7 protein-coding genes are annotated in these 5286 nt (G+C 58.9%); all 7 read right to left on the reverse strand.

Annotation, left to right across the window (positions count from 1 at the left end; translation table 11 throughout):
• A partial coding sequence (locus tag ACXRVY_RS16155; protein ID WP_458237754.1) for a TadE/TadG family type IV pilus assembly protein occupies positions 1–387 on the reverse strand: 387 nt, incomplete at its 3' end.
• On the reverse strand, positions 387–866 hold the full coding sequence (locus ACXRVY_RS16160; protein WP_223459659.1) for a TadE/TadG family type IV pilus assembly protein: 480 nt from the start codon (positions 864–866) through the stop codon (positions 387–389). The genes ACXRVY_RS16160 and ACXRVY_RS16155, both read right to left, overlap by 1 nt.
• A gap of 8 nt (positions 867–874) precedes the next feature.
• Entirely contained in the window at positions 875–2218 is a 1344-nt protein-coding gene (locus ACXRVY_RS16165) for a TadE/TadG family type IV pilus assembly protein (protein ID WP_458237755.1), read from the reverse strand.
• 75 nt (positions 2219–2293) lie between these two features.
• A complete protein-coding gene (gene cpaB / locus ACXRVY_RS16170; protein ID WP_458237756.1) occupies positions 2294–3103 on the reverse strand; it encodes a Flp pilus assembly protein CpaB in 810 nt (269 codons plus the stop codon).
• A gap of 15 nt (positions 3104–3118) precedes the next feature.
• Positions 3119–4447 carry an AAA family ATPase gene (locus tag ACXRVY_RS16175; protein ID WP_223459665.1) on the reverse strand — a complete coding sequence of 443 codons (1329 nt, stop codon included), beginning with the start codon at positions 4445–4447 and terminating at the stop codon, positions 3119–3121.
• Between the two features lie 46 nt (positions 4448–4493).
• The gene (locus ACXRVY_RS16180) at positions 4494–5021 is read right to left on the reverse strand and encodes an A24 family peptidase (RefSeq protein WP_223459667.1); all 528 of its coding nucleotides are present in this window, start codon (positions 5019–5021) and stop codon (positions 4494–4496) included.
• Positions 5022–5048: 27 nt separating this feature from the next.
• Positions 5049–5243: a Flp family type IVb pilin gene (locus tag ACXRVY_RS16185; RefSeq protein ID WP_223459669.1), complete on the reverse strand. Its 195-nt coding sequence runs from the start codon at positions 5241–5243 to the stop codon at positions 5049–5051.
• Between the last annotated feature and the right edge of the window lie 43 nt (positions 5244–5286).

Below are 5286 nucleotides of genomic sequence, written 5' to 3' on the forward strand. Positions count from 1 at the left end.
CAGTTTGAAAACGAAGTTTTGCAGACTCAACTGGACATAGCGGATGGCACGAAAACCAGTGACGCTGACCAGGTCAGCGGGGTTGGCCACCAGCGCACCGTTTACGTCCAGATAGGTCAACGTCAGGTTGGTGGTGGCCAGATTGCCGATCAGCTGGCTCGTACCCGCGTCGGTCGCGGCATTGAAGATCGCTCGCCGCAACACCACCGGATCGCTGATMTTGCACACCGCCGCCAGGCGCGTACCACGGCGTACGGCCTCATCCAGCGCATTGACCGTGAAGTACAGGCGGCCCATTTCCACCACGCCGAACAACAGCGTGAACATCAGCAGGCCAATGACGGCGAACTCCACCGTATAGGTGCCGTGCATGTGCTTTCTGTTCATCACAGGGCCCTCATCACGGTAGTGGCGACCAGCGGAATGCTCAGTGTAATCCGATTACCAAAAAAGCCGGGAAGCGATCCGGTGCAATTGCCAGCGCCAATCACCGGGCAGTACGTGTAAGTGATGGTGACCCGCACATGGTCGGTACCCACTGCGGCAACGACTACATTGCCAGTCGTCAACCCTGACACCACAGCGGTACCGGTGTTGGCCGGCACGCCATACACCGCCACGTTTTGCGTCTGGGTCAGTAGCGCATTGCTCACAGCGACCGCACCTAGCGTCGAGTCCCAGGCCTGGCTGGCGACGAAACGGTCGGCATCGCGGCTGGCCTGCAGCAGGACGTTGTACTGGTAGAGCATGCGGCCGAACTCACCGAAGGCCAGCAACAGCAACAGCAACACCGGCAGGACCAGGGTGAACTCCACAATGGCCAGGCCTTGCTGGCGCTGTGGATGTTTAAATCCGTGAAGTCTCATGACGCCTCCTACGAGTCAGTGCTCGGAGTGCCGCTGCCGTTGAGATAGGTTTTGTAGAGCTGAATGATCTGCGGGCCGGAATCGGTTGACGGCGAGGGGCCGGCCACGTTGTCGCCTTCGCACGTTTTCACGAACTGACCGAAGATCTGCGAGTCCGTGCCGCCGCCATCCATGGGCTGCACCACGAAATAGCAGCCGAAACCGAGGACGGGGATCGTGGTTGAACCGCCCTGTTTACCGGTGCAGTCACCCACCACGACTTTCAGCATCCGGCGCTCGAACACCCCATTGCCCTGACAGCCACTCCCCCCCGCCACACACGCGGCAACGCTCGCACGCCAGTCGTTGTAGTCCAGTATCGAGTTGCTGCCCGCCGTGAGATTGCCATTGCTCGAGGTGACGGCTTGTCCCTGGTACATCTTTTGTGGAGGGACGACTGAGTCGTCGTAAGTGATCGCGGGGGTGCTGGACGTAGTCACCAGATCCGGCGGATAGGCCGAGGCACTGACCTGCCCCTGATAGATGCCGAAGCGCGTATTCAGGCCTTGAGAGGTAGGGCCGACCTTGTTGCCAGGGGCGGTCTGGACATTTTGCCCCACATTGCGACAGACCTTGCCACCGCCGGCCAGATCTTCCTTGACCTGATTGCCGCCCGAGCCAAAATCGATCAGCTGAAAGTTACCTGGACCAATGGGAGACGAATTACCGGCARCCGTCTTCAATACCTGCAAATCACCAAACTGGAAGCCCCAGAACATGCCTGCGCCCGGGTTATATTTAGTCGAGTCGCCACAGACCATCAAAGGCGCGAGATCGCAGGGGCTGGTAGGGCTGGGGCCTGCGGTGGCGATCGCCGCCACCGCTTTGGCTCCCGGACCGCCAGTGCCGAATGCCTGGGCGACGTTCCAGAAAAATCCCTTCAGGCTATAGCTCGGTACCGATACCCGAACGTATTTGGCATCCGCCGGCCCGGGATAGGAGAACGGACCATAGACGCTGCTTGCCAGTTCCACCACTGCAAATGCACCGGCATTGCCACCGACAGCCGTGGCCAATTCATTGTTGCCCGTGGCATTGGCATTCTGTACCAGCGTATTGAGCGCGGCGGTCTTCGTCGTGCTGGCACTGTTGATACCACCCGCCACCTGGCTCAGGGTCTTGGCGCCACTCAGGGCGGCGGCGTCCACTGCATTCTGCAGGCGCGTTTTGTTCAGCAGCATATGCCCGCCGTCCAAAGCCAGCGCCGCCATCATGGCCATCGCCGCCAACGAGATCACCATCAATACACTCACCGACCCTTCCTGGCGCCTTGGCGTCGAAGTGAACGGCCGCTGAATACGAAGATTCATCATCAAGCCCTCGATTGCCGATACTGATCCGGATCGGCTCCGCCAATGCCTGGGTGCCCAGGCGCCTCTACCGCCCTGTCAACGCATGTTCACTACACTGGCCTGGACTCCACGGATAATGGTGACGGCTCTGCGACTCTCTCCATTACCACGCGGCACTACGCGTTTTGGCTCTGTGGCGGTAGCCACCGCCATGACCGATGCGGCAGGCGTAACGGTCGCGATTTTTTTCTCGGCGTTCAGTGGGTTGCGCAAGGTCAACTGCAACTTCCCTTCCGTTTGCGCCGTGACCAGGGTTTCAGCCTCGGCGGTCGTCATCTCCAGCGTCACGGCGCGCACCACTACCGGTTGAGTCTTGTCGGTACCCGCGGTCTGATCCACCGCCAATACCCGCAGGTTCTCGAGGATGGTTCTGGACGTGGCGCTGTTACTGCCGGCATTGGTGGTTTTGGTTRCCAGTACATCGACCCGGTTACCCGGCAACAGGAATCCGCCAACGCCGACCACATCGTCCACGCGTACCGATATGGCGCGTTTGTCAGGTGTAATCAAAGAGGCCAGGGTGCTGCCCCCCAGGTGCTCGCTCAGACGTGCACCACGCACGATGTCGCCCCGCAGAATGTCGAACGTGGCGATCTTGCCCACGGCTTTTTCGCTGGCATCGAAGGCATCGTCCGGGATCGTATCCATGGGCATGCGTACAGTCGTGACCTGCTGGGCCTCGACCATCTGTCCGAATGGAATCTCTACCGTGGCGACCACCACGCTTCGCAGGTGGTCATCCGGGCTGGCATTGAGCCGCGCGCTCAGCCAGGAGTCGGCCATCCATGCAGCCCCAAGGCCCATGGCCAGAGAAACGCCTATCAGGGTAAGCGTACGAGAGCTCATGTCAGTATCTCCGTTTCAAAGAAAGTCGAGCTGGACGAAGTAGTTGTGCCAGGCCCATTCCAACTCTTTCGGTGACAGTGGTCCGGAACCGCCGATATAACGCTGGCGATCGAGCGCCATGTTCAGGAGATCGCGGGGATGGCAGGGCACCAGGGGCATGCCTTCGCTTGCATACAGCCTTTGCAGCGCATAACGCACCAGCAGCGGGTCATAGGAAATGCCCAGACGCTCGCTTTCCATACGCCAGATCTTTTCGTACTGCTCGGGCTTCAGGTAACCGAACTGCAGCTTGTAGCCAATCCGGCGCAGGAAGGCCTCATCGGCCAGTTCCAGGGGATTGAGGTTGGTGGAAAACACCAGAATCAGATCGAACGGCAGCTCGCAATGCCGACCGCCGCCCAGGTTGAGGAAATCGCGTTTCTCTTCCATCGGGACGATCCAGCGATTGAACAGTTCGGCGGGGGCCATGCGCTGGCGCCCCATGTCGTCGATGATGAACAGGCCATTGCTGGCCTTGAGCTGCAAGGCGGCCTGGTATTGACGGGTAAAGGGGTCATAGCGAACGTCCAGCTGTTCCATGCTCAACTCACCGCCCGTGATGACGATCGGGCGTTTGCAGCGCAGCAGTCGACGGTCGATCCCTTCGTTGAGCATCAGATTGTTCTGCTGGGCATTTTCATCGAGCCGCTGATGCACCTGCGGGTCATAGATCTCGATCACCGACTCGTTGATGACGATGGCATGAGGGACCCAGATGGCCTCGGCGAACAGACGGATCAGCCGACTGCTGACATATGTCTTGCCGGTACCCGCGGGGCCATAAATCATGATCGCGCGCCCGGAGTTCATCGCCACACCCAACTGATCGAGCATCTCCTCCGTGAGCACTACGCCAGCCAGGGCATTGCGCATATCGTTGGCGTTGATGCGACCATGGTGAATGGTCTGCAGTTTGATCAGGGAACGGTAAGCACTCACCGGGAAGGGTGCCGCACCGATATAGCCACTTCGCGACAGGGCATCGCGGGCGACACTGCGACCACGCTCGGTCAGGCCATAACGCAACATCTGCCCGCCCGTTTGACTCACCTGGCCCAGCACTTCGACACGGCCATCCTTGCGCAGAAACGCCAGGACCTCTTCAAGTACCGCGCCGGTCAGCGCCAGGCGGTCCACCAGTCGCGACATGTCCAGTACACCGGCATCAAACAAATGTTTGCACACCAACTCGCCGAGAAAACTGTCGGTCAGACCGGTTTCGCGGATTGTGCACGGCTGAGGAGCCAGTCGCTGCACCGCTTCCCGCGCATTGGGGAAAGCATCAGTATCAACCATGACGTGCATGACTAATCTCCCAACCCACTGGCAACGAGTTGCCAGCAGGCGCTGTTCAAAGTGCCCCACCGGCAACCAGTTGCCAGTAGACGCTGCTCAAAGTGCCGATCAATATTGCAATCGTATAAGGGAAAGGTTTGCCGGCTACTTCATCTGAAGCGGGCGCAAAATAGGCCTGCGCTCTCAGAATCAACCAATAGCGCCCCACGGTCTGAGACAATTGACCACGAAACAGCACGATCAGAAAACCGCACACGCCACCGGCGATCAGGCTGAACATTGCAGCCCACAATGCGTAGTGAAACGGTAGAAAACTACCGACCATGGCCATCAATTTGACGTCGCCGGCAGCCATGCCCCCCAAGGCGTACATGGGCAGAAACAGCGCAAAACAGATCAGGATGCCCAGTAGGCTGTCACCCAACCCGCTGACACCACCCGAATAAATTTGACCGACCAATCCCAGGGAAAGTCCCAACAAGACCAGCATGTTGGGAATACGGTGGCGAAGCAGATCGCTCACCACCGCCACGCCCAAAAGTCCTACCAGTAAAACAGTCGATACCATCAGTTCCGTGGACATGGCGTGTCTCCCTACTGGGATTAGTCGTTAGCACGCAACGTTGCTATTGGCGGCCTGACACAGTGCTGTGATTTGAGTAGTCACCGCACCTCCAACTTTCAAGAAGATTGCGGCGACAGCCACCGTAATCAAACCGCCCGCCACTGCGTATTCCACGATGGTCAGGCCATCCTCGTCTTTGAAGAACGCCAGCCCCAATGTTTTAATTTTCTGCAAAGTCATTTTGCGCACCTCACTTCAGCAGTCATAAGTCTCAGAACTACAC

This window comes from Pseudomonas sp. P5_A2_2 (genome assembly GCF_054177685.1).